This is a genomic window from Brevibacillus brevis (genome assembly GCF_022026395.1).
Taxonomy (GTDB): domain Bacteria; phylum Bacillota; class Bacilli; order Brevibacillales; family Brevibacillaceae; genus Brevibacillus.
In genome coordinates, this window is record NZ_CP041767.1 from 5,348,314 (window position 1) to 5,372,321 (window position 24,008).

The following is a 24,008-nucleotide window of genomic DNA, read 5'->3' on the forward strand; positions in this document are numbered from 1 at the left end:
TCCCGCCCCTCATGGTGGGAAGCGGGATCGAATACAATTATTTGAATGACTTTCCTGTTACAGCATCAAGCAAGAAGTAAGAAACCGTGTCGATGGAATAAACCACACTTGGCTTTGTTTGGACCTTCTCATTCTGAACAGGGAACATGTACCCGAGCACAGCAGGACGGTCTTTCAAAAAGTGCTTGGCGGCTGCTTCTTTGGAAATGGCGGTCTTTTTGTCCGGGAACGGAGCAGATGGCTTCGTAAAGGAGTTCATGTAATTCACGATTTCCCCAGTCTGTCCGTCTACGTTGACGAGGTAATTCTGGTCTGTAACAATCACGCCGTCATGCAGCGCGTAGAAGCTGAAGCTGTATGACGTTGCAGATGACATCCTGATCTCTTTTTGATCGATCTTCAGCTCTTTCACACTAGAGTCGAGGTACGGCTGTAAAAACTGCACCGCTTTTTCCTTGGCTTGCTCGTACGAAAGCTGGGCATTTGCCGGTTTGTTGCCATGCTGTATGGCATTGGCCATCTCGACTTTCCCGCGGACCTGGAAGCCGGTCACTTCGTTGTTGTTCGTATAGACTGTGATTCTTCCATCTCTTCCCTTGGACCTGTAAATCGTTTCCCCTTCCCCTTTCATTTCCGCCGGGGTATGCGTATCCGTCTCTAACGTGATTCCATCCATCTGGATTTGAAATTCTTCTGTCAGCACTCTCATAGCTTCATCGGCATTGCTGGCTGTGAGCTTTTTGCCGCCTGGCTTGACCGCAATGACATCCGAGTAACGGCTTTTAAGGGAAAAGGCACTCTCGATTTCTTCTCCTGTCACAGCATCCAAGTATCCGGTCGACTCTAGCGAGTATTTCAAAGCCGGCTTTCCTGTCTCCTTTTTATGCGCGGAATACGTAAGCTCCATGAGCGAAGCTACTTTCCCCGTCACTTCTTCTTTGGACATTACCTTTCCTGGCTTGGCAAACAAGGAAGAGGCTGCTCGGAGCGGGGCGCCTTCAAATGTGTTCACGTACATGACACTCGAACCGTTGACGCCAACGACATAACGATCGGTGAAAACAGGTATACCATGCTCATGGCGCGTGTAGGTAACAGCATCCCATTCACCTTTTGTTGTCTGAGTGGCTTTGTACTTTTTGAAATCATCTCCCAAGAGCTTTTGCAAAAATGCCGCAGATTTTTGTTTGGCCACCGCTTCCGATGGCTGATTGTTTTGCTTCTGCATTTCCTGTTCGTTTTCGTAGCTATGCAAGGCACCAGTTGTTGCATCCAAGCCCACCATGGCATACAGTTCCATCTTGTCTGGGGCTATTCTTTTGCCAAAGCGCAGCTCGTACACACCGTTTTTCGGCCCGTTCATCTTTTTGTCCATATTTTTTAATTCTGGCTGGATGGCGTAGAGCGTCTGGAGTGTTTTTTCTGCTGCAAGTGAGAGCTTCACCTGCCCTTGATTGTCCGCAGCTTGTACGGTCATTGTCGGGTGTTGCAGCCATAACGGAGTTGTCGCCAACAGGCTTGCCATTAATAACGTGCTTGCCAATTTCTTTGTATGTTTCACAGTTGTTCCCTCCCAAGGAATTTTGTGTTTGTTTTTTGTCCTATGTAATAGTCGGAAAAACCACTGGGAGGTTACAAAATAAAAAAACCACCCTTTCAGGTGGCGATTTTCATGACCCGTGAGCAGTAGATAGAGACTCATCTGGTGCCTCTGTATGAAAATGTTCTCCCCATTCTCGCAAATACTCAATGACAGGCCCCAAGCCTTGGCCCAGCTCGGTCAACTCGTACTCTACTTTTGGCGGAACGACCGGATACACTTCACGCTTGACGATCCCTGCTTCCTCCAACTCTCGCAATTGCTCTGCCAGCATTTTATGATTCACACCAATTATATTTTTCTTTAACTCTCCGTACCTTTTTTTCCCTTTGAACAGCTGACAAATGATTGATACCTTCCATCTTCCCGCAAAAACCGAGACGGCAAGCTCGATCGGGCAAGGATATTCCTTGCCATTTAATAGGTACCTCATCGCTGGTTTCTTCTTCATCCCACTCACTTCCCTTTTCGTAAGTATTAACCGAAAAAGTGCGTACTTACTTTTCTTTAGTGTATTCGGTATGCTCAGTTTTGTAAAACACTTTTAAGGGAGAGACCTCGTTGAGGAAATCACCCATTTTCTATCAACGGTTTCATAAACTTATGCGAAAGAAGGACTGACATCATGCGTAAAGATCAAATTATAGAAGCTTATCAATTCAGACATGCCTGCAAGGAGTTTGATGCAGCTAAAAAAATTACGGCTGAAGACTTTGACTTTATTATGGAGACAGCTCGCCTGTCGCCCAGCTCCTTTGGTTTTGAACCATGGAACTTCCTCGTGCTGCAAGATCCGACTCTTAGAGAGAAGCTGTTACCGGTAACATGGGGTGCGCAAAAGCAACTGCCGACCGCAAGCCATTTCGTCATCGTACTGGCGCGGACCAAACAAGAAATGGCCGCGGATTCCGAATATATCCAGCATATGATGAAAGACACGCAGGACTTGCCGGAAAACGTCGTACAACAAAAAGGCGCTGCTTACGATCACTTCCTGAAAAACGATTTCACCCTGTTTGAAGACGAGCGAGTCATGTTCGAATGGGCATCCAGACAGACCTATATCGCGCTTGGCAATATGATGACGTCTGCTGCGATGATCGGCATTGATTCCTGCCCTATTGAAGGCTTTGCAAAAGAAAAGGTCGAGGATATCCTTGCGGCGGAGGGGCTCCTCGACAGAGAGCGCTTCGGCGTCGCTTGCATGGTGGCTTTTGGCTACCGGAAAAATGAACCTCGTGTGAAAACCCGACAAGCGAAAGAAGAGATTATTCGTTTTATCGGGTAAAATTCAGGATTGGTTACACGTAAAAAGCATTCGTATTCCGAATGCTTTTTGGCGTTCATCTTGACAAAAAAAGTAGTCGCCCGCAAAAGCAAGCGACTCTCTTCCCTACCGATTTCCTTACTTATCCGTATACTGAAAACCTACGATGCGCCCTGCTTCATCCACGGAGATCGTGATTCCCTTGCCTGTGGCTGGACGGAACGTCACGTCTGCTGTCACAAAGCTATAGTCATAGTCTTCAAAACTGACACCGCCACCGCCCCGCTGCACCTTTGCCTCTACTTTATACTGGCTTGCTTGATCGCCCACCAGCTGTTTCAGGAAAGCGGCTGCTTTCTCTTTTGCCACCTTCTCGGCAGGGAGCTTTTTCGAAACCCAATCTGGATTTTGGATCATGACTTTGCCCAATTCGTTTGTACGGGCATCCATGATAACGTAAGCTTCTGCCCGAGGGGTCGGACTGTACACTCGTTTTTGTGCTTCAAGCATTTTCAAGAGTTGCCAGTTACCTTCGATGCCGTAATCATCATAATCGGAAAACTGTGCCGTGTCCGGGAAAAGCTTCGTCACCTCGGCTACTCCCTTTTCCACCTCAGGGGAAAACTTGCTCTGCTCCACACCTGCTGGAATGCTCACTTCGAATGTTTTCTCATCAAAGTCGGGTTGGAAATCCACCTTGTCTACGGTGTACGAAAATGCTTGTGCTTGATTGTGAGAGAAGGTGCGTTTGAGAAGCAGCCCTGTTTCTTTGTCGATCCACAGGTCATCCTGGTAATGATGAGGCTTGCCAATGATTTTTGCCTCTTCTTTTTTCGCGACGTGATACACAGCTCGATTCAACAGTTGTGCTTCCTTCACGGTGATCGCTACCTTCGAATCTGGCAGCGCCACTTTCAATCGACTTAGCTCTCGCTTCGTCTTGTTGATTTCATTATCGTATGTGCCAATCGTTGCGGAGTGGATAAATCCTCTGCCGCCTTCTTGATACGCTGCCACCTGTCCCGCCTTCCCTACGGCATGCTGAACCCTTTTCCCATCTGAGATTTCCTCTCTCCATTCTCCTTTGATCGTGTTATCCCATGTTTTTGCCTTTTGGGTCTGGGTGCCCTGCTTCACTTTCGATGTGTGCGTGGATTCGATGTACATGGAGACAGGCTGTTTTTTATCCATTTCTTTGACGAGCTGATCAAAAGTGATCGCTTGTGCTTTATTCGCAGCGGCTACCATGTTGGTTTGTGCCTGTGCGATCCCGAATGGGGATACTGCTGAGAGAAGGAGTGCTACCATGCTAACGGTAACAAGTGCTTGCTTTTTCATGTCAGTTCATCCTTTCGACTCGTTGATTGCTGTTCACTTGTTACGATCCTCCTCATGCACAGCTTGTGACACATCCCCCAGAAAAAATATATTTTTCAAATTCCTGTAACGTTTTCCTCCCCGGCAGGATCATCCCTTTTAGCAAATCGCTAGTATACATAGGGAGACAAACCACATGAAATTTCAAATGATCAACCACGCTTCGTTTCTATGGGAACACGATTCCATCAAATTATTGACCGATCCTTGGTTTACGGGAACTGCCTTTGATAACGGCTGGGGCTTATTAGCCAAAACCCGCTTCACATCTGAGGATTTTGCCGAGATTACGCATATATGGTTTTCTCATGAGCATCCAGATCATTTTCATCCACAGAGCCTGCGAACCATACCCGAGGAGTATCGCAAGCGAATTACGATCCTCTACCAGCAGTCAACCGATAAAAAAGTGATCGATTGGTGCCGTGCCTTTGGCTTTCAGCAAGTCATTGAGCTCTCCCCGGACAAATGGTACTCCTTGTCCGACGATATCTCTGTTTTATGTCGGCCGTTTCCTGTCGGCGATTCCTGGCTGTGCATCAAGACAGCTGATATGACAATCCTGAACCTGAACGATTGCGAGGTCAGCACCACACAAGAAGCCAAGGATATCCTGAACCGTGTTGGTGACATCGATCTAGTATGGACGCAATTCTCGTATGCGGGATGGGCTGGGAACAAGGAAGACTTCCTGCTCCGCAAAAAACGTGCTATGGAAAAGCTCGCCCGGGTGAAAAAACAGGTGGAAGTCCTTCAACCTCTCTACGTGATTCCCTTCGCCAGCTTCGCCTGGTTTTGTCACGACGAAAACTATTACATGAATGATGCGATCAATAAAGTAGACAGTGTGTACCGCCTATTGCGGGAGGAAACGGATGCCGAACCAATTATTTTGTACCCCGGGGATACGTGGACGCCACATGAAGCGCATGATCCTGCGAAGTCGCTCGCCCTCTACGCACGCGACTATGAGAAGATGGCTTCCTCTCCTCCTCTTCTTTCTTCGGTTAAAATCGAATGGGACATGCTACTCGAGGCAGGCTTGGACTTCAAGGAACAGATTCGAAAAAATAATCATTCGCTGTTTCTCTCTATCGTTAGGCCCGTTACCTTTTATTTGTCAGACTATCAAAAGACATTTCGCTTTTCCCTAGCAGATGGGTTGATCGAATCCCCATGCGATCCACTCGATTGTGATGTGGAGCTGTCATCTGAGGCTCTACATTATTGCTTCACCCATTTGTGGGGATGGAGTACGCTACGCATCAATGGCAGACTGCAAGCGCCAAAAGGTCGGAATGCCCGTTTCAAGCGCTTTGTCATGCTCGGTCATGTTGCACAGCTAAACAATTTCGGAATTTATATGGGGTGGAACGGGGCATTTTTGCGTTTTGCGTTAAATTATTTGAGAGAGAAGGTTCGCAACCGTTATATTACGACAAAAAATATATGAAAATAGGTAATTTTACTCATTTTACTACAGTTTAAATAGGTGTATTTTATCCTAGTTCCCTTGGGTATGTAAGAGAGGGTGGTATTATTCGAATATTCGCAATCAACCTCCCGTATTCCCAATATTATACACCTCATGATAGAATCGGAAAGGAAATTCCGCACATTTCCAATTATGTATAAAAAGGTGGATCAATTCAGATGAAAAAACTAGTATCCGTAGCTTTGCTGCTCTCCATGTTGGCTGTTTCTGCTTGTTCGAACAAACCAGCTGATACAAAGCCAGCTGAGCAAAATGCAGCACAAACCACAGAAGCTGCTAAAACAACTGAAGCTCCAAAAACAGATTCTGCTACACCAGCTCCAACTGCAACAACAAACGACAAGCTGGAAGCAAAAAAGGTTCTGAATGACAAAGTGGAAATCTTGATTCCAAAAGGCTTTACTGTCATGTCCGAAGAGATGGCAAAAACAAAATACCCGATGGAAAATCGTCCTACCCTGATTTATACCGATGAAAAAGGTTCCATTAACATTGCGTTTAGTCATACAGAAACTCCTATTCAGGAGGACAGCCTCATCAAAGACCTGAAGGACCCGATGAAACAAGCGTTTTCCAATATGTACAAAGATGCGACCTGGTATCGCGATGAAGTAATCCAAATCAACGGGAAAAACGTTGGTGTGTTCGAACTGCTGACTCCTGCTGCTGATACGAAAATTTACAACCTCATTTTCTTTACAGAGCTCGACGGCAAAATGCTGATGACCACTTTCAATTGCACCGAGGCACAAATGGAAGAGTGGAAGCCACTCGCACAAGAAATTTTGATGTCTTATAAAGTGCAATAAGGAAACAACGATTCCCTCTCATACAGAGTAAAAGCACCCGCCAATGGGTGCTTTTTTAGCTTTTCCTGTTTGCTCCATCCAACTCCTTTTTCCAACGAAGCAAAGCCTCCCGAGAAGGATACGGATTGGGAAACTGCAATGCTTGCTCAATAGATTGAAAAGCTTGAGCATGCATCCCTGCTTTTCTTTGCGCGTCTCCCAAGTAGTACCAATACTTCGCCAAATCGCTCCCTTCGAGGACAGACTCATAGTAGGCAACCATCTTCTGAAAATAATAGGGATAGACATCATCTGCGATTACCAGATTTCCTGCGTCCCACCTATACACCTCTACTTGAAACGCTTTTCCGCTATCATGTAGCCACAGCGCAAGCTCTGCGTAGCCATCCATTCCATTAACCCCTGGCATGTCCTCCACCTCAACCCTGCTTGTTCGTGTCTCTTGATGGAGCATGTGCATAAATCCATTCGCTGACCACTGCAAAATGTCTATGTTTGACCATACCCCGCCTATCTGCCACCCAATCAATAAGCTATTCATGTGGGCGTTGACAATCGGAGCAGCCACTAATTCGGAAACCGTATAGCCTTGTCCTTTGAAATTGCCGATTGGGTGCCAGCGATCCTCATCCTGCTTGGCGACCATGACGTACATTTCGCCCTTGTTGCGATAAACACAGGCAATCTCCTGATGATTATCTCCATCGAGATCAGCGACGATAACCGCTGGTTGATCGTGCGGCTTTGGCATGACCACTAGTTCTGACGTAGGAGGGATCAAGCTGTTTATGGCGCTCCAATGCTGCGTTCCGATTCGCTTCATATTGGTCTCACCCATCTTTCAAGTCTCAACAAAAATATATGCTCCTTTTTTCACCACATGCTCGCAGTATCCTCAATTGCACTTGTACGAAAATTTTATAGACATTATTACGAAATGTCTATTATAATCAAAACATCATTTTGATACGTTTGCATTCCCTTTGAAGGAGGCCTATCATGAATCAGTTTGAAAACAAAGTAGCGGTCATTACCGGAGCGGCCAGCGGTATCGGTCGTGCATTGGCAATGCGCTGTGCTGACGAGCAGATGAAGGTTGTTCTTGCCGATGTGGAAGTAGCAGCACTCCAAAGAGTGGAGCAGGAGTTAAAGACAGCAGGAGCAACTGTCCTCGCCGTTGTAACGGACGTTAGCAAAGAAACAGATATCCAGACGCTCGCACAAAAAACGCTAGACTCGTTTGGTTCTGTCCATCTATTGTTCAACAATGCAGGGGTTGGTGGAGGCTCGACAATCTGGCAAAGCACCCTCGCTGATTGGCAATGGGTCATGAATGTGAACTTGTGGGGGGCCATTCACGCTACAAAAATTTTCGTTCCCACGATGTTAAAACAAGGGACTGAATGCCACATCGTGAACACCGCCTCTCTGGCTGGCCTTGATACTGGACCTGGGAATAGCATTTATCGTGTAAGTAAGCATGCGTTAGTCAGTCTGTCGGAAACCCTCTACCACGAATTGAAAATGATCCAATCCAAAATCGGTGTTTCCGTTTTATGCCCCGGCTTTGTTCAGACGCAAATATGTGACGCCCATCGCAATCGGCCAGCCGAGTACAGCAAACCAGGAGATATCGTAGAGCCCTCACCAATGACTACCGCCATTGACCAGTTCATTCGTTCAGGTGTCGAGCAAGGAATTTCTCCAAAAGAGGTAGCTGACCACACCTTCCTGGCGATCAAGAGCAATCGCTTTTACATTCTGCCGGATCCCTCTTATAAAGAAACGTTGCGCCAGCGAATGGAAGATATTTTGAACCAGCATAACCCGACGTTCGTAATTCCCTCGCATATTTAACAAAAAGCCACGCTCTCAAAGGAACGTGGCTCTTGTATTAGCTATCTGTTAATTCTCGATCTCGCAAGGAAACCAAAATAACGAATCCAATCATCACTTCTGTTATGTTAAACGCTACCTGCTGACCATTCCATACTTGTGATTGCCACATAGCGAACCACTCTGCACCTACAATGGCAAATCCGAAAAACCAGATGCAAAAGGCAACCATGTAAGCGATGTACGCGAATGTTTTCGAGTTATTGAACGTTTTCGCATCCTTTTTTACATGACGCAGCATATTTCCTGTAGCGACCCAACCAAAAAGTGAGAATAATCCTTCCGCAATGATAATTCCGATATAAGCTATGGTGTGAGCAGTAGGATCAGTAATCGCTCTCCACATAAGTGCGTTCCCCTCAAACGTGGTATCCATGGACAGAACATGTTGAACAAATTGATAGTTGGATTGATAGTCCATAAGATTCCCTAAGAAAATGGATGTTCCAAATGCTGCGGATAATGCTACAACCAAAACCTTTACATATCGTAACGTCAAATTACTCAATGATGCTCACACCTCTTTTCCCTATTCCCTATACTGTCTTTACTCATTCTCGATCGGATTGACTCCCCCTTTCTCTTTGTAAGAAAAATCTATCTATTTTTATCACGAGTATTCATATCCATTAGATGGAAACCTAATCATACTCATTCGGAAATGGAACTTACCCATTCATGATTTTTACCCCATCCATGTTCAACAGTTTGGAACGGTTTTGTCACATGTATTTTTCTTAACAATGTTATGATGAAATGGACTCCCCCATATAACAAACAATGAATATGTGCAAGGTTGTGATTATCATTTGGAAGCCTGATCGGTCGAGCAGTCAAACTTTATACCACCAAATAGCCGATGAGATTGAACGCAGAATTTCATATGGAGAGTTCCCCCCTGGGAGCCTGCTCCCTTCTGAGAGAAAACTGGCTGAGCAATTAGGAGTAAACCGAAGCACTGTTATTCTGGCGTACGAGGAACTTCGGGCATTAGGCATCATTGAGAGCAGAACAGGAAGCGGTACTCGTGTGTGTAAAAATAAATGGGAGGCAACTCCGAAGCATACACCGAATTGGCATCGATATGTAGAAGGTGGTCAATTCCTCCCGAATTTGTCTTATCTGCGTCGGATCAGAGAAGCCTTGCAAAAAGACAGCAGCCTCATCGATTTTGCGAGTGGAGAATTGTCTTCCCAGCTCTCACCAAGCAAGGAGATCAGTACCCAGATGAAGGAAAACCCCTTCACCGAATATTTGGGATACGACAATCCGCAAGGCTTTACGCCATTGCGTGAAGAGCTGGTCTCGTATTTGTCACGATACCGCAATGTGCAGACAACGGACTCTTCCATTCTGATCACGTCGGGTTCTCAACAATCTTTGTATTTGATCACCCAGTGTCTGCTTGCACCCGGCGATGCAGTTGCCATCGAAGATCCCTCTTATTGTTATTCGTTGCCTATGTTTCAATCTGCTGGTCTTCGTCTGTTCCGCCTTCCCGTCAGCACTAACGGAATGAACCCAGAAGATATTCGCGTTTTGTATAAAAAGCATCGGATCAAGATGATCTTTATCAATCCTACTTTTCAAAACCCTACAGGGGTTTGTCTTGATCCCGCACGACGCGCGCAGCTGTTGGATGTAGCAAGCGAGCTCGGTCTTCCGATTGTAGAGGACGATCCTTTCAGTCTCACTTCCTATGACGGCAAGCCTCCACTGCCACTCAAATCATTGGATCAGCTTGGCTCCGTTCTCTACATCGGTTCCTTTTCCAAAATTGCTGCATCCGGCTTACGAGTCGGTTGGATGGTGGCCCCTCATTCCGTTGTCGAGCGTTTGGCAGATGCCCGCCAGCAGATGGATTTTGGCCTGAGCGTGGTGCCACAAAAAATCGCGGCCCAGTTTTTGCATTCTGATAACTTCCTGCCGCATTTAGAGCGGTTACGTATGCATTTACAGTACAGAAGAGATTTGCTTGTGGAGGCACTGCAAAAAGAGTTGCCCAATGAGCTTTCATTCACCATTCCCCAAGGCGGATTACACTTGTGGTGTAAAATTAACCTGGATGTAAACGACAACCAATTATTTGAAGAAGCCCTTCGCAGAGGCGTGGTTTTTGTGCCGGGGAGTGTGTATGGTTCAGACTCCGGCTACATTCGCTTTACCTTTGCGCGACCAAAAGAAGAGGAAATTACGCTTGGTGTCGCTAAATTTGCGGATGCCTTGAAGGCTGTTTTGTCATAACGATGGTTGTCCACGAATGATTGTCGTCGGGGGTTACATTCGGCTAATTATTAAATAGCTGCGTAGGTAGAAGCGCATTCCCCCTTTCGGGGAGTAGGCCGAAGCAGTAGGCCGAAGCGCAGACTGGAAATGCGCTTCTTCCCCCACCACAGCAACTTATAAAAGACGACCTCCACGGCTTTTATCAAGCAATGGAGGTCGTCTGCATTTTACAAAAGGACTTACTTCATCCATTTCACATTCTCTTTTTTCTCTTCATTTACCAACAATGTAAAAACATCCGGTCGCGAGTAATGTCCAACGACATCAAAATCGAATTGGCTATAAGCGATATCGCGCATGTCCAGATCAGCGTAGAGAATCTCCTCCCGACCAAAAACAGGCTCGACGATATAGTCACCCAATGGCCCTACAATCGCACTTCCACCTCTGCTCATCTCGTCTGGTGAAGAGATCAGATCGTCGTAGCAGGCCAAATCAGTCGGATACATATCTTTTGTTACGTACTGATTGCTCGATAAAACAAAGCATCTGCCCTCCAATGCGATATGCCGGATGGTAGCTTGCCACGCATCCCTCGCGTCTGCTGTAGGTGCGATGTAGATTTGAACGCCTTTTGCATACATCGCTGCTCGCGCTAGCGGCATATAATTTTCCCAACAAATCAGGGCCCCGATCTTACCGTAAGGAGTATCAAATACCGGCAAAGTACTTCCGTCCCCTTCGCCCCAAATCAACCGTTCGGATGCAGTCGGCTTCAGCTTGCGATGCACGCCGAGCAACTCACCATCTGGTCCGAAAAATAAGACGGAACAATATAAGGTGCCGCCGCTATTTTCATTGTCTCTCTCGATCACACCAATGACGAGATACACGCCAGCCTTGCGCGCTGCCTCCCCGAGCCTGTCTGTCTCTTCACTCGGGACGACAATCGAATTGTCCCAATAACGAAACCAGTCTTTACGCCCCTCAGCGGAACGACTGCCTACTTTTGCTCCAAAAGCAAGGCCTCTCGGATACGCAGGGATAAAAGCTTCGGGAAAAACGACGATTTTCGCTCCTTTTTCGCCTGCTTCCAATGTCAGTGAAACTGCCTTCTCCGTACTTCCCTCTCGATCCATTATGACCGAAGCAGCTTGAACAACGGCTACTCGTACGTTATGTTGCTGGATTGACATGTTACATCCCTCCCAAATAGAGCATCTGCCTTGCTTTCCTATTATTCGGCGTACCCGACTGGCTCCCCTACTCCTGCAACGCTTTTATATCCTCGATAATTTGATTGTAAGGCACGTCCGTCATTCCTTCATAACGGTTAACCACTGTTCCCTTTTGATCGACCAAGTATAAAAACGTGTCGTGGATGATTTGATCGGAATTAGGGTCCTTTTCTATCGGAGTCTTGAATGATTTGAGAATAAATGTTTTGATCTCTTCAAATCCATAGCCAGTCAATGCATGCCAATTGGAGAAATCCGCATTGAATTTACCCAGATAGGACTTCAATGCCTCTGGCGTATCTCTTTCTGGATCAACCGAGAAAGAAACAAACTCCACATCCACACCAGCTTCTTTTGCTTTTTTCTGCAATTCAGCCATGTTTGCTGTCATCGTAGGACAAACGGTTCCGCAATACGTAAAGACAAAGTTAGCAACCCATACCTTATTTTCCAGATCTTTTGATGAAAAAGGCTTCCCTTCCTGATCCGTATAAGCAAATTCATTGACCGGATAGTTGTAATCATATCTTGCTGGACCACACGCAGTTACCAAAACCATCAGGATACTGAGCATGATCAACCAAGCTGTTTTTTTCATTGTACCACCCCTCTCCTATTCTTTTTTCTCAGAGAGCCACTTCGCTAACTGGCCGATTTCTTCTGGGCTGAGTACATTTTCATAACCAGGCATGCCATTTGCGCCGGCCGTAATGATTTCAACGAGTTTTTCCTCCGTCATTTTCGAGCCAACTTGCTGCAAGCTTGGACCCACCCTACCGGATAAATCGTTACCGTGGCAGCTCATGCAATTATTTTTGTATAGCTTCATCGCACTTTTATCTGCATCTGCAACTTCTGTTTGCCCTTCCGTCGCGCCATTGCTGCATGCAGATGCAACCAGGAACAGCGAACCAATGAAGAGATACTTGATGGCTTTCACAGAACCCCCCTACCTTTCCTACGGGAAAACCGTTACCTTACAAAAAGGGACGGCCTGCTGTATCCGCTAGACCAAGAATCAGGGCGTACAGCAGTACGCCCCCGATTAAATTCGCTCATGATTATAGCGCGACCATGTTGTACATCATGATCCAGATAGAGCCGATCACGATGAGGAATACGATAAACAACCCGAGTAAGAGCGACATCAAGTTGTAGCGTGGTTTATCCTCTTCTTTCAGGTGCATGAAGAAGAATAACTGGACAATAAACTGGAACAGAGCCGCTCCTAAATAGATGATGAGTCGCTTATCACTATCCAGCCAACCGTTTTCTAGTGCCATAATAGGAATGATTGTGAATACAAGCGACAAGACGAAACCAATCACATACGATTTCAAAGAACCATGACCGCCGTGTTGTTCTGTCGTGCCATGCACAGATTGCTTGCTCAATTAATTCACCCCCATCACATACACGATGGTGAAGACGAAAATCCAGACCACATCAAGGAAATGCCAGAACAAGCTGATGATGTTAACTTTTCGTTTCGTTACGGGTGTAATCCCGTGCTTCGCGATTTGCATGATGACGATGATCATCCACCCCATACCGAGCGTCACGTGCAAACCATGCGTTCCTACCAATGTGTAAAAGGCAGTCAGGAATGCGCTCGTTCCAATCGTTGCCCCTTCACTAACCATATGAATGAACTCGTTGATTTCCAGGAACAAGAAGGATGCTCCCAAAAATATGGTAACTCCCAGCCAGTTCATCAAAGCAAGACGATTTCCCTTATTCATAGCGAGAATCGCAAGACCGCTCGTAAAGCTACTGGTCAGCAAAATAAACGTACTCGCGTAAATCCCATTCATCTGGAACAGATCTTTTGGACCTGGACCACCATCCGTGCTCCCTTGCAGTACGATATAAGTCGCAAACAAGGTAGCGAACAAGATGACATCCGTCATGAGGTAGATCCAAAAGGCAAACGTGCGCAATTCCTCTTGGTCTGGATGATGATCATGATGTCCAGCATTCACATTAGCCATTACGTAATCACCCTCCCTGCTTCCGCCTCTGTACGTTTAATCTCTTCCACCGTGACGTAGTAGTCCGTGTCGTAGTTAAACGAGTGAACAACCATACATGCAATCACACTGATAAACCCTGGTACAGCCATCCATAACCAATCAAAAATCAAACCGAATCCGACAAAGAACCAGAACATGGACATCACAATCGGAATACCGGAGTTTTTCGGCATATGAATCGGTTCCAGTTCTACTTTCGCCGGCTTTTCCAAGCCTTGCTCGATGCGCAGCTTTCTTTCATGCCAATCATCTTGAGACGTTACCTGCGGCATGACGGCAAAGTTATAGAACGGAGCGGGAGAAGGAATCGACCACTCCAATGTACGAGCATTCCACGGGTCGCCTGTTGTATCTCTCTTCATGTGTTTGATGCTGTGTGCAATATCCCAAATTTGGACAAGGAATGCAGCACCCATGATTACGGCACCAATCGTAGATACCAGGTTCATTTCGAACCAGCCTTTGTCCCAGCCGTACGTGTAAAGACGACGTGTCATCCCCATCAAGCCCAATGCGTATTGTGGCATGAAGCACAGGTAGAACCCGATGTTCCACAGCCAGAAAGCCCAACGGCCAATCCGCTCATTCAGCTTGAAGCCAAAAATTTTCGGCCACCAGTAGTACAAGCCAGCGAAGAATCCAAACACGACACCCGCAATAATTACTTGGTGGAAGTGTGCAATGAGGAAGTAGCTGTTGTGATATTGAAAGTCAGCAGGTGCCACTGAGAGAAGTACACCCGTCATCCCACCAATGACGAAGTTCGGGATAATCCCGACCGTCCACAGCATCGGCGTCTCGAACGTAATTTTTCCTCGGAACATCGTAAACAGCCAGTTAAACACTTTTACACCAGTCGGAATCGCAATCAACATCGTCGTGACGGCGAAGAATGCATTGACGTCCGCACCGGAGCCCATTGTGAAGAAATGATGCGCCCATACGAGGAACGAGAGAACGCTAATGATGATCATGGCGAATACCATGGATTTGTAGCCAAACAGCTTTTTGCGTGAGAACGTCGCAACGATCTCGGAGAAAATCCCGAACGCTGGCAAAACGATAATGTAAACCTCCGGGTGACCCCACATCCAAATCAGGTTGATGTACATCATCGGATTACCGCCGCCATCCAAGGTGAAGAAGTGCCCACCCAAATAGCGGTCGATAAACAGCAGTGCCAATGTTACCGTCAAGATTGGGAATGCGAAAACGATTGCGATACAACTCGACAAAACTGACCAGGAAAACATCGGCATTTTCATCAAAGTCATACCTGGAGCACGCACTTTCAAGATCGTGACGATAAAGTTAATCCCGGTCATCAAACTACCAATACCTGAGATCTGAATCCCCCAAATGTAGAAATCCTGACCCGGTCCCGGGTTAAAGGCTAGCTCCGAATACGGCGGATAAGCCAGCCAACCTGCATCAGGAGAACCCCCAATGACGAAGGACAAGTTAAACAGCATCGCCCCTGAGAAAAACAGCCAGAAGCTGAGCGCATTCAAAAACGGAAAGGCTACGTCACGTGCACCGAGTTGCAGCGGCACGATAACATTGAACAATCCAAACATAAGCGGCATCGCCATAAACAGAATCATAATGACGCCATGCGTCGTAAAAATCTGGTTGTAGTGATCCCCACTCAAAAACTGCATCTCAGGCATGACGAGCTGTGCCCGCATCAGGAGAGCATCTACCCCTCCTCGAAACAGCATGAGAACGGAAGCGAGAATGTACATAATACCGATCTTTTTGTGATCGACAGTTGTCAGCCATTCGCGCCAGAGCCATCCCCATTTTTTAAAGTAAGTCAGCACTGATACGATTGCGATGATACTGAGCACAATGCTGACGTCCGCACCGTAAATAAGTGGATCGCCTGTTACGAAAAATTCAGAGGCGAATTCTTTCACACTCTCCCACATCGTTGTTTCTCTCCTCCCTCTTCCAATTCAACCGACTATTCTTTCACCCTCGCTGGCGGTTGCACTCTCGTAGATAAGCCGTGATTGTGTGAAGCAGCGTACTTGGTCACAGTCATCTCGTACAACCCTTCAGGGAAAGCGGAGAAATAACGCACATCCGATGTTCCTTGTTTAGTCAGCTCTTTGTAACCATCCAACGTCAGCTCAGGGGAAGTATGTTTCACCTGATTCACCCATTGATCAAAGTCTTCTTGGGAAGTCGCATTCGCCGTGAAAAACATCTTCGCAAATTCTTTTCCGGTAAAGTTCGCACCTGATCCCATGTATTCACCCTGTTCATCTGCTTGCAGGTAGAGAGTCATAGACATGCCAGACATGGCATAAATCTGACCGCCTAGCTGTGGAATCCAGAATGAATTCATCGGAGCGTCAGATGTCACTTCGAAACGTACCGGCACATCCTCTGGGAACTGCACATAGTTCACAGTGGCAATGCCTTGTTCAGGATATTGGAACAGCCACTTCCAATCCAAATTCGTCACTTGAATCGTGATCGGTTTCTTTTCGGATTCCAACGGCTTGGATGGCTCCAACGAATAGGTGTACCGAACTGTCACGATCCCAATTAACGTAATAATGATGATGGGAATGCCCCACCAAATGATTTCCAGTTTCGTACTGTGTTCCCAATCAGGCGTGTACTTCGCCTTTCTTCCTTTTCTGTCACGGTATCGCCATACAATGACAAAAGTAAGAATTAGTACAGGAACAATCACGATTAGCGTTAAAAGCGTGGATAAAATCATTAAGTCCTTTTGCTGTTCACCAATGGGTCCTTTCGGATCGAGCACGATATAGTTATCAGCGCAACCGGTCGTCAAGAACAGCAGGATGAACATGAACAAAAATGACATACAGCGTACTGTCTTGGACGTCTTCATGTCCTTGTCCTCATCTCCTATCACCATGCACGGGGTACTATTGAAACAAGTCTTACTCTAAAGCCGGACCGATGGAGTGTCACCAGCCAATGACAAAGTGGATCAACCAGCCATGTTCAAGAATCCGCTGCATTTTGGACACTTTTTAGACATAAAAAGAAAAAGACCACCCCAAGGCGGCCCTTCCTCCTATTATTTGGTTATTCCTTGATGACACGTATGGTCTGTAGCGTGGGGTCTTCGAAGCCCTGAACAGGCAAACCTGCCTCGATGTTTTTCTTCGTATAGATGAGGTTCTCTTCCGAAATGATTTCCCCCGGGATAAAGATCGGAATACCTGGTGGATATACCATGACAAACTCCGCGATAATTCTTCCCACGGATTGTTCGACGGGAATCATCTCTGTCGGTGCGTAAAATGCATCGCGTGGGGTGACAGCGAGTACCGGTATTTTGGGAAGCTGCATTTTCGGGCGAGCTTTTCTGTTTCCTTGATCCTCGGACCCGGCAGCCAGCTCCTCCAAGGCATAGACAAGGATTTGCAAATCTTCTTTCGTATCACTTGGTGTGATAATGCACACGATGTTGTACAGGTCAGATAGCTCTACCTCTATGTTATAGCGATCGCGGAGCCATTTTTCAGCTTCATATCCCGTAATGCCGAGGTCTTTTACCGAGATGACCAGCTTGGTCGGATCATGAGCAAACGCTCCATTTGTCCCGATAATTTCTCTCCCAATGCAGTACAAATGATTAATTTTATTGATTTGTGCCCGTGCTTCATTTGCCAATTGAATCGTTTGATCCAATAGCGTTTTCCCCGATGTAACCAACCGCTTTCTCGCCACATCGAGCGAAGCAAGCAGTAAATAGGAAGTGGATGTCGTCGTGAGCATGCTATAGATAGCTTGTACACGCTGAATCGAAACGAGATTTCCCTGAATGTTCAACAACGAACTTTGCGTTAGGGAGCCTCCTAATTTATGCATACTGCTTGCTGCCATATCTGCACCAGCTTGCATCGCCGATAGTGGGAGCTTGGGATGGAAGTGAACATGTGAGCCATGCGCTTCATCTACGAGTACAGGCACCCCTCTGGCATGCGCAACTTGAACGATGCCCTTCAAGTCACCAGCAATTCCGAAATAGGTCGGGTTGATGACGAGAACTGCCTTTGCATCAGGATGTTGTTCCAATGCTTTTTCCACAGCTTGTGGTGTAATTCCATGTGAGATCCCGAAGACAGGGTCTATTTCTGGATGTAAAAAGATAGGAGTCGCACCGGATAAAACAATTCCGCTCATGATAGATTTGTGTACATTCCGTGGCACGATGATCTTATCGCCGGGATTACAAACCGCCATAATCATGGTCATGATGACTCCGCTCGTACCTTGAACAGAAAATATGGTGTGATCAGCGCCAAAGGCTTCAGCAGCCAACTCCTGCGCTTGTTTGATAATCCCTTTTGGTTGATGCAAATCGTCCAATGGTTCAATGTTAATCAAATCGATGGAAAGTGCATTTTTTCCCATGAACCATCGAAATTCAGGATCCATCCCTTTCCCTTTTTTATGACCTGGTATATGGAATTGGATTGGATTCTTCTGGGCATGCTTTCTCAGCCCGTTAAAGAGCGGCGTTTGCCCTTGAATCAACATTTTTCCCACCTCACTATCCTTCCGTGTTGTTTGAATGAGTGATGTTTCTGGGCTGATTATAAAGGAAGCGGCTCCTTCCTTCATGATCCAATCTTGACTTTTATGAACCATCCAATTTGTGCCCTTCCTCGTAATTGGTCTGTTTCATCTTTCGTAAATTGGCTGGTTACAGTGCCGGAGATTTCCCTTACAGTGTTGCTACCATGAAGTTTTGGAGGCTATATAGATGAAACAGCTGCCCACGATCCCATCACGCAAAACACTAGAAAAGATACAATCCTATCAACCTGGAATGCCGATTTGGGAGATAAAAAAAATGTACGGACTCTCTTCTATCATGAAATTAGCCTCAAATGAAAATCCACTCGGCCCATCCCCCAAGATCATCCGCGCCATTCTCGGTGCGCTCCCGGAGCTGCATCGTTACCCGGATGCCCATGCAACGACGCTGAAAGAGCATTTGGCAGATCATCTTGAGTTAAGTCCGGAGCAATTAATCATCACGAATGGCGGCGACGAACTGATCAAGCTCATCTCCGAGACCTATCTGGAGCCCGAGGACGAAATCGTCGTGACTTCGCCGACCTTTTCTGAATATGAATTCGGCGCGCATCTCATGGGAGCTGTCATCAAAACGGTTCCGCTTGATACCGATTACGCATTCAACGTCTCAGCAATTTTGGCAGCGATCACAGATCGAACAAAGCTTGTCTACCTTTGTTCCCCAAATAACCCGACAGGCACCTATTTGACTCATCAGGACTTGACGGCATTGCTAGACCAATTGCCAGATGAGGTGCTTATTGTACTCGACGCTGCTTACAGTCACTATGCAACGGCTGACGATTACACAACAGGTATTGAATTTGTCCGCCAAGGATACCCTGTTCTCGTCTTGCAAACCTTCTCGAAAATTTACGCGCTTGCAGGTATTCGCATCGGATTTGGTGTCGCTCACCCCTCGGTGATCCAAAAAATCCTGAAAGTAAAAGAACCGTTTAACGTCAATTCCTTGGCACAAATAGCCGCCATTACCGCTCTTGGAGACGTAGAGCATTTTGAAAAATCCCTCACAGAAAACACCAAAGGCCGCAAGCAGCTCTACGATGCATTCGATGAAATGAATATTCCTTACACCGTGAGTATGTCTAATTTTATCTTGGCAAAATTCGGGCCAAATGCGGGTAGGATTTATCAAGAGTTGCTGGAAAGAGGAATCATTTTGCGGTACGGAGAGACCTGGGGGTTACCGGAGCATATTCGAATCAGTGTAGGTACGCTGGAAGAAAATCAAATTCTCATCCAAAACCTCCGTGAGCTATTGCCTATCGCAGGAAAATGAACAAAAAACACCGGCTAGAAAATGTCCGGTGTTTTTTCTTTTGCAAAGTGTTTATGAAGCTGAATTCCCCTTGTGTTTACCCGTCGCCAATACTATACTGAATGCAAATTCCCCAGTCATTTCCACCGGCAGGAATGACTGAAATTTCATAACTTCACGAAAGCTTGCATTCAATAGAAAGGTGGATCAGATGTCACTCAAACCTGAAAATTTACAAAGCTACATCGACTCCCCAGATAAACAGCAACGACTATACAAACGAACGCTCTGGATTGTCGTCATCTCACAAATTTTCGGCGGTGCAGGACTTGCGGCAGGTGTCACCGTAGGGGCTCTCCTCGCCCAGGATATGCTGGGTTCGGAAAGTCTCGCGGGCATCCCTTCCGCATTGCTCACGCTTGGCTCTGCTGTGGCTGCATTGCTGGTGGGTCGGCTCTCTCAACGCTTTGGACGCCGTTTGGGGCTCGCTAGCGGCTTCTTAGCCGGAGGGATTGGCGCAATTGGGGTGGTTATCGCAGCTGTCGCAAACAGTATTGTCCTTCTGTTTGCTTCCTTAATTCTGTATGGGGCTGGCACCGCTACTAACCTGCAGGCCCGCTATGCAGGCACAGACTTGGCAAAGCCTAAACAGCGCGCGACTGCCGTGAGTATTGCCATGGTCTCCACTACATTCGGGGCTGTTGCAGGACCAAACCTGGTGGAAGTCATGGGACGATTCGCTACTTCCATCGGTGTCCCCGCACTTGCTGGTCCTTTCATCTTGGGTGCCGCTGCCTTCATCCTCGCAGCTCTCGTATTTTGGGTACTGCTTCGTCCGGACCCGTTCATCGTTTCGAAAGCAATCGCCGAAGCGAAACAGGTGGATCAGAGCTCCCCATCCTATCTGAATGAGAACCAGCTTGCAAGCAACAACCGGGGAATCATCGTGGGAGCCACCGTCATGATTTTGACGCAGATCGTCATGGTCGCCATTATGACAATGACACCTGTACATATGAAGCATCACGGACATGGTCTCTCTGAAGTAGGCATCGTCATCGGTTTTCATATCGGTGCGATGTACCTCCCTTCGCTCTTGACAGGTGTTCTCGTTGACAAGATCGGTCGCTCCACCATGGCCTATGCTTCTGGTGTCATACTGCTTGCAGCCAGCCTGACTGCAGCTTTTGCGCCAGTCGATTCGATGCCGCTACTCATCACCGCTCTTGTGCTGCTCGGACTGGGATGGAATTTTGGACTAATTAGCGGCACAGCGCTCATCGTGGATGCAACGCAGCCCGCCACTCGTGCGAAAACGCAGGGAACAGTTGATGTCTTGATTGCCTTGGCTGGCGCATCCGGTGGTGCCCTGTCCGGTATGGTCGTCGCCAATGCCAGCTTCGCAACGCTTTCCCTTGCTGGAGGCGCATTATCGCTGTTGCTAGTCCCTGTCCTGATATGGTCCCACAGAAAGAGCAAACACCGTGTAGAGATCTCCCAAAACTAAAGCCACCCTCATCAGGTGGCTTTTTCTCTATTCCAAGTACCTCAAAACAAAAAATAACACTGCTCACAGGCAGTGTCATTTTCCTCCAACCACTTTATTATCATGTCGCTCATTTGGACTATGCTCATCTACAATCTGTTTTAAGCTAGCGAAGCCAGGAGTAAATTTGCTGTTGGGAATCTTCTTCTTGGAAGAGAGATTTTTCGAGTAAACAGCAGTTTCGTTGCCTCTTTTCGCGAAGAACTCAGCTAATTTCATCGTATCCCACTCCTAACTAGCTCTCTTTAAGGTTTTGACCTTGTTCACAAACTTGGTAACAAATCCTAATAATAACATATACGTAGTCAACCGCTCGAACTCCTGCATATTTTCGGGAGTAAATGTGTCATTCTTGTAAACAGCGACCGCAAATCCAAGCCTGAACTTGCCAAAATTTTTTACAATGGCAAATTGTTCAATGTCCGTGTTTTGAATACGTCCCTTTACTTGTTTATCGGCAATTCTGCAATCCTCTTGAAGCATGGAAGACAGTAGTAGCGTACGTACGGTGTCAAAATCTTTCAACTCGGTTAAGTAAAACACTTCAAACTGCTTGTCATTATTCGTAGGGACGATCCAATAGCAGCATAGCTCGTCCGGTTTCAATCCATAAATCGTCTTTACTTCCATTTCAAATGCCTTCATAAAAGTGATCGCATTCGCATTAATAATAGCTGATGACTGACCACTTCCATCCAAGCTGTAAATCGCATTGGCCAATTCTTTCTCACAATACTTCACTTCCATCTGGAACTCGATCTCGTTTCCTCTAACCTTGTTGCAGATGAACAAAACGATGAATATCATTCCCGCCAAAATAGCGGAATACAAGATAGACAAGCCTAGAACAGAGCCTAACGAAGCTAGTTTGTTTTCCTCATGTGGCGGTGCTAGGATAAACAGCCATTCGATCGGTTGAAACATCCACTTATGTATGACTGCTATCAAATCTGGCAGCAAACCTTTCAACAATTCAAATACGAGCCATGAGACCAGAACGAACAAGATGCCAAGAACAGAAAACACGATCTTTACATGGCTCTGCACGAGATTCTTTAGCACCTGTAAACCTCTCCTTCTGGTAAAGTTTTACATTATTTTAACATTTTATTCAGATTCTACAAATAGGAAAAAACTACCTACATTTAGGTAGTTTTTTAGGCGTTTCTATCGTAATCGTACTGACTTTTTGATTACCTATGTACTGTATCGTCTGCTGTACAATCTTGCTGTTTTCTTCGATTCTCTTTAACGGTTTAAATGAACTCAACAATTGCATATTCCCCCTATCGGTATACTGGGTGTACTTCGTAGCAGAACGCTCCTTTATTGGTCTGCCCATTTTTCACCTCTATCAAACACGAAATGCTCATCATGGCCTTCATCCGTCTTGGTAATACCCCATACATTATGCCGTTCTGATTTTGTTTAGACCCCTCTTCTGGGTGCTGCTTTTCCACTGTTAGTGACGGTTTTGTTACAGACAATGTTGCTCCCATTGTCACAATTGACATCCACAATCCTTGCCATAATAAAGGATAATCCAAGCGAAAAGGAGTTAGTCAGAATGAATTCAATAAGAGCGAAGAATGAAACCATTCTTTCCTACATCATTGCCATCGCGCGGATTTTCGATAGATCAAGTAGACTTGCCCTACCTCGAACCATCCCATGCCACTGGCTTATTACCTCTGGTCACGAATGCGGTTGAATGGTTTTTTCATGCTTGGCGTTCTCGCCTTCAAACTGAATGGCGGCCTGGAGAAGAAAGTGAAGATACCGTATCAGTATATGCTCGTGTTCTTGATTGTGACTTTCGCATGGATTGGTTTATGTTGGATGCTGATTACCCACAGTTAGTAGCTATTCCCATTCTCGTCGTTGTCTATGAATCTCTTCACAAGCCTCTATACAAAAAGCGGGAGAGAAAAAGTCCCCCGAGAATTAGCCCATAACATTAAAGCCACCCGCCAGGGGTGGCTTTTTTATCCTTACTTCGCCTTTGGGGTTACCTTTTCCACTTTGTTTTCGCCTATCTTCACTTTGAATATATCTTGTTCATCGTAAAAAAAGATGAAATCTTCCACCACGTACAATCGGTGTACGTTATTGGGGTCCCCTTCAGTAAGACTACCACTTTTGATAACTGTTTTCGAACTGCCATCTGTCTTTATTTTAAAGAGCTCCATCGTATCTTCATACGTATAACTGATCTCGTAATTGGGCATCTCAAGCTGATAGATTTCTTTCAAGGGCTTATTGCGCGTATAGTAAATCCAGTCACCTACAACATTCAGATTATGGGCCCAATCACTGCTCAACTTTTGAAGAGAGCTTCCATCCTTTTTGATTTTGTATAAGCCATCGTTGTTATAAAAAATCCACTCTCCTTGAACGGCGACAAAGCTTCGGTGTGAATTGATATTGACAGGATCGCTGCCAAAAACGTTTATCACTGGTTTTTTTGTGGGCGCAGTCTCCATTGTTTGCTGATTACCAAAGCCAAGAACTACAATCAGGCATACTGTCATCACAATGGAAATCATCCATTTCCCTTTATGTTGCATCATGCATCGCTCCCGTTCATGGCCTAATAAAGTACATCCGGCAACACTGATTTATATGTACCAAAACGAATTCGTTTTGTCTGTCTTAATTTGGATTATC

At 46.2% G+C, this 24,008-nt stretch carries 23 protein-coding genes and 1 pseudogene; 8 read left to right on the forward strand and 16 right to left on the reverse strand.

Annotation, left to right across the window (positions count from 1 at the left end; translation table 11 throughout):
* Window positions 1-37 precede the first annotated feature (37 nt).
* The gene (locus FO446_RS25375) at window positions 38-1,561 is read right to left on the reverse strand and encodes a YcdB/YcdC domain-containing protein (RefSeq protein ID WP_237899434.1); all 1,524 of its coding nucleotides are present in this window, start codon (window positions 1,559-1,561) and stop codon (window positions 38-40) included.
* Between the two features lie 109 nt (window positions 1,562-1,670).
* Entirely contained in the window at window positions 1,671-2,051 is a 381-nt protein-coding gene (locus tag FO446_RS25380) for a winged helix-turn-helix transcriptional regulator (protein ID WP_173611127.1), read from the reverse strand.
* Window positions 2,052-2,225: 174 nt separating this feature from the next.
* Between FO446_RS25380 and FO446_RS25385 the strand changes: the two genes are divergently transcribed.
* Window positions 2,226-2,888, forward strand: a complete 663-nt coding sequence (locus FO446_RS25385; protein ID WP_173611126.1) for an NAD(P)H-dependent oxidoreductase — start codon at window positions 2,226-2,228, stop codon at window positions 2,886-2,888.
* A 117-nt stretch (window positions 2,889-3,005) separates the two neighbouring features.
* Here FO446_RS25385 and FO446_RS25390 read toward each other — a convergent pair whose 3' ends face one another.
* Window positions 3,006-4,205, reverse strand: coding sequence for a hypothetical protein (locus FO446_RS25390; protein ID WP_221868290.1), 1,200 nt, complete (start codon window positions 4,203-4,205; stop codon window positions 3,006-3,008).
* 175 nt (window positions 4,206-4,380) lie between these two features.
* On the opposite strand from FO446_RS25390, the gene FO446_RS25395 reads away from it, so the two are divergent.
* Window positions 4,381-5,697, forward strand: a complete 1,317-nt coding sequence (locus tag FO446_RS25395) for an MBL fold metallo-hydrolase (protein ID WP_221868289.1) — start codon at window positions 4,381-4,383, stop codon at window positions 5,695-5,697.
* Window positions 5,698-5,897: 200 nt separating this feature from the next.
* Window positions 5,898-6,548 carry a hypothetical protein gene (locus FO446_RS25400; protein ID WP_173611123.1) on the forward strand — a complete coding sequence of 217 codons (651 nt, stop codon included), beginning with the start codon at window positions 5,898-5,900 and terminating at the stop codon, window positions 6,546-6,548.
* A 55-nt stretch (window positions 6,549-6,603) separates the two neighbouring features.
* Here the strand turns inward: FO446_RS25400 and FO446_RS25405 are convergent, their stop codons facing one another.
* Window positions 6,604-7,371: a hypothetical protein gene (locus tag FO446_RS25405; RefSeq protein WP_237899435.1), complete on the reverse strand. Its 768-nt coding sequence runs from the start codon at window positions 7,369-7,371 to the stop codon at window positions 6,604-6,606.
* 176 nt (window positions 7,372-7,547) lie between these two features.
* Between FO446_RS25405 and FO446_RS25410 the strand changes: the two genes are divergently transcribed.
* The gene (locus FO446_RS25410) at window positions 7,548-8,405 is read left to right on the forward strand and encodes an SDR family NAD(P)-dependent oxidoreductase (protein ID WP_173611121.1); all 858 of its coding nucleotides are present in this window, start codon (window positions 7,548-7,550) and stop codon (window positions 8,403-8,405) included.
* 37 nt (window positions 8,406-8,442) lie between these two features.
* Here FO446_RS25410 and FO446_RS25415 read toward each other — a convergent pair whose 3' ends face one another.
* Window positions 8,443-8,952: a DUF2165 family protein gene (locus FO446_RS25415; RefSeq protein WP_173611120.1), complete on the reverse strand. Its 510-nt coding sequence runs from the start codon at window positions 8,950-8,952 to the stop codon at window positions 8,443-8,445.
* A gap of 272 nt (window positions 8,953-9,224) precedes the next feature.
* Here FO446_RS25415 and FO446_RS25420 point away from each other — a divergent pair, with 272 nt between their 5' ends.
* Window positions 9,225-10,688, forward strand: a complete 1,464-nt coding sequence (locus FO446_RS25420; RefSeq protein ID WP_173611119.1) for a MocR-like pyridoxine biosynthesis transcription factor PdxR — start codon at window positions 9,225-9,227, stop codon at window positions 10,686-10,688.
* 221 nt (window positions 10,689-10,909) lie between these two features.
* On the opposite strand, the gene FO446_RS25425 is transcribed toward FO446_RS25420, so the two are convergent.
* From FO446_RS25425 to FO446_RS25460, 8 genes are all read right to left on the reverse strand, one after another.
* On the reverse strand, window positions 10,910-11,866 hold the full coding sequence (locus FO446_RS25425) for a carbon-nitrogen hydrolase family protein (RefSeq protein ID WP_237899436.1): 957 nt from the start codon (window positions 11,864-11,866) through the stop codon (window positions 10,910-10,912).
* A 67-nt stretch (window positions 11,867-11,933) separates the two neighbouring features.
* Window positions 11,934-12,506: an SCO family protein gene (locus FO446_RS25430; RefSeq protein ID WP_173611117.1), complete on the reverse strand. Its 573-nt coding sequence runs from the start codon at window positions 12,504-12,506 to the stop codon at window positions 11,934-11,936.
* A gap of 15 nt (window positions 12,507-12,521) precedes the next feature.
* Window positions 12,522-12,848 (reverse strand): c-type cytochrome, encoded by a 327-nt coding sequence (locus tag FO446_RS25435; protein WP_173611116.1) that lies wholly within the window; start codon window positions 12,846-12,848, stop codon window positions 12,522-12,524.
* A gap of 121 nt (window positions 12,849-12,969) precedes the next feature.
* Window positions 12,970-13,302, reverse strand: coding sequence for a cytochrome o ubiquinol oxidase subunit IV (cyoD, locus tag FO446_RS25440; protein ID WP_237899437.1), 333 nt, complete (start codon window positions 13,300-13,302; stop codon window positions 12,970-12,972).
* Window positions 13,303-13,899, reverse strand: a complete 597-nt coding sequence (gene cyoC, locus FO446_RS25445) for a cytochrome o ubiquinol oxidase subunit III (protein ID WP_173611115.1) — start codon at window positions 13,897-13,899, stop codon at window positions 13,303-13,305. It abuts the gene before it with no gap.
* On the reverse strand, window positions 13,899-15,872 hold the full coding sequence (locus FO446_RS25450; protein WP_237899438.1) for a cbb3-type cytochrome c oxidase subunit I: 1,974 nt from the start codon (window positions 15,870-15,872) through the stop codon (window positions 13,899-13,901). The genes cyoC and FO446_RS25450 overlap by 1 nt, the downstream gene beginning before the upstream one ends.
* Window positions 15,873-15,907: 35 nt before the next feature.
* A complete protein-coding gene (gene cyoA / locus FO446_RS25455; RefSeq protein WP_173611113.1) occupies window positions 15,908-16,813 on the reverse strand; it encodes a ubiquinol oxidase subunit II in 906 nt (301 codons plus the stop codon).
* Window positions 16,814-17,013: 200 nt separating this feature from the next.
* On the reverse strand, window positions 17,014-18,471 hold the full coding sequence (locus FO446_RS25460; RefSeq protein WP_173611210.1) for an aminotransferase class I/II-fold pyridoxal phosphate-dependent enzyme: 1,458 nt from the start codon (window positions 18,469-18,471) through the stop codon (window positions 17,014-17,016).
* Between the two features lie 229 nt (window positions 18,472-18,700).
* On the opposite strand from FO446_RS25460, the gene hisC reads away from it, so the two are divergent.
* Both hisC and FO446_RS25470 read left to right on the forward strand, forming a co-directional pair.
* On the forward strand, window positions 18,701-19,816 hold the full coding sequence (gene hisC / locus FO446_RS25465) for a histidinol-phosphate transaminase (protein ID WP_237899439.1): 1,116 nt from the start codon (window positions 18,701-18,703) through the stop codon (window positions 19,814-19,816).
* 190 nt (window positions 19,817-20,006) lie between these two features.
* Window positions 20,007-21,302, forward strand: coding sequence for an MFS transporter (locus FO446_RS25470; RefSeq protein ID WP_237899440.1), 1,296 nt, complete (start codon window positions 20,007-20,009; stop codon window positions 21,300-21,302).
* A 75-nt stretch (window positions 21,303-21,377) separates the two neighbouring features.
* Here FO446_RS25470 and FO446_RS25475 read toward each other — a convergent pair whose 3' ends face one another.
* Both FO446_RS25475 and FO446_RS25480 read right to left on the reverse strand, forming a co-directional pair.
* The gene (locus FO446_RS25475) at window positions 21,378-21,560 is read right to left on the reverse strand and encodes a hypothetical protein (protein WP_007723975.1); all 183 of its coding nucleotides are present in this window, start codon (window positions 21,558-21,560) and stop codon (window positions 21,378-21,380) included.
* A gap of 12 nt (window positions 21,561-21,572) precedes the next feature.
* A complete protein-coding gene (locus FO446_RS25480; protein ID WP_173611111.1) occupies window positions 21,573-22,403 on the reverse strand; it encodes a hypothetical protein in 831 nt (276 codons plus the stop codon).
* 563 nt (window positions 22,404-22,966) lie between these two features.
* Here FO446_RS25480 and FO446_RS25485 point away from each other — a divergent pair.
* Window positions 22,967-23,263 (forward strand): annotated as a pseudogene (locus FO446_RS25485) (hypothetical protein); the annotation flags it as partial.
* Between the two features lie 69 nt (window positions 23,264-23,332).
* Here FO446_RS25485 and FO446_RS25490 read toward each other — a convergent pair.
* Entirely contained in the window at window positions 23,333-23,911 is a 579-nt protein-coding gene (locus FO446_RS25490; RefSeq protein WP_229088176.1) for a DUF5050 domain-containing protein, read from the reverse strand.
* Window positions 23,912-24,008: the final 97 nt, after the last annotated feature.